The sequence below is a fragment of the Nocardia sp. NPDC051911 genome, from assembly GCF_040681035.1.
Taxonomy (GTDB): Bacteria; Actinomycetota; Actinomycetes; order Mycobacteriales; family Mycobacteriaceae; genus Nocardia; species Nocardia sichangensis.
Genome location: NZ_JBFAXY010000118.1, coordinates 1 through 1,067 on the forward strand (window position 1 = coordinate 1; position 1,067 = coordinate 1,067).

Consider the following 1,067-nt stretch of genomic DNA (forward strand, 5'->3'; position numbering starts at 1 on the left):
GCGAGCTCGGTGAGGGCTTGGTGGATGTCGGGGGAGACCGCGAAGCCGGTGTTGGCGCCGCGCATGGACGGGATCGGGGGGCGGGGCCGGTCGGTGGGGAGTTCGGCTTGCCCGGTGAGCCCGGCGAGCTGGTGGCGCCAGTAGGCGAGTTGGCGTGCGGCGACGGAGGTTTCGTCGTCGTCGGTGCCGATGACGTGGCGTTGCCAGATGGCGTAGTCGGCGTATTGCACTTCCAGTGGCGCCCAGCGGGGGGAGTTGCCGCCGATGCGGGCGAGGTAGGCGGTGACCAGGTCGCGGGCCAGCGGGGCCATGGAGGCGCCGTCGGCGGCGATGTGGTGGGCCACGAACGCCAGTAGGTGTTCATCGGGGCCGGATTCCAGCAGCAGGGCGCGGACGGGGACTTCGGTGGTGACGTCGAAGCCGGTGAGCATCAAGTCCATCACCTGGGTGGTGGGGTCGTCGGTGACCACGACCTCCAGTCCGGTGGGGAGGGCTTGGTCGACGGTGAGGATCTGCTGGAACGGTAGTGCGCCGGGGCCGCCGGCGGGGTAGCGGGTGCGGAGGGATTCGTGGCGTTCGAGGACGTCGGCCAGTGCGTAGCGCAGGGCGGAGACGTCCAGGGCGCCGTGCAGGCGGATGGCCATCGGGATGTTGTAGGCGGCGGAGGCGGGGTCGAATTGGTTGAGCACCCACATCCGTTGCTGGGCCAGCGACAACGGGATCGGTTCGCTGCGTTCGGTGCGTTCGAGCACGGTGCGGGTGCCGCCGCCGGCGCCGGGCACCACCCGCGCGGCGAGGGCGGCCACGGTCGGGGCTTCGAACAGTTCGCGTACCGCGACATCGGCGTCGAGGGCTTCGTTGATGCGTGCGACCACGCGGGTGGCCAGCAGCGAGTTGCCGCCCAGGGCGAAGAAGTCGTCGTCCAACCCGACCTCGCCGGCGCCCAGCAGCCCGGCGTACACCTCGGCCACCGCCTGCTCCACCGGCGAGCTCGGCGCGCGGAACGCCACCGCCGACACCACCTGCGGCGCGGGCAGTGCCCGGCGGTCCAGTTTCCCGTTCGCCGT

At 71.7% G+C, this 1,067-nt stretch carries 1 protein-coding gene; it reads right to left on the minus strand.

What is annotated here, in order from left to right:
- Positions 1 to 1,067, minus strand: a 1,067-nt coding sequence (locus tag AB0L97_RS38680; RefSeq protein ID WP_364440040.1) for a condensation domain-containing protein, incomplete at both ends; no start/stop codon positions are given.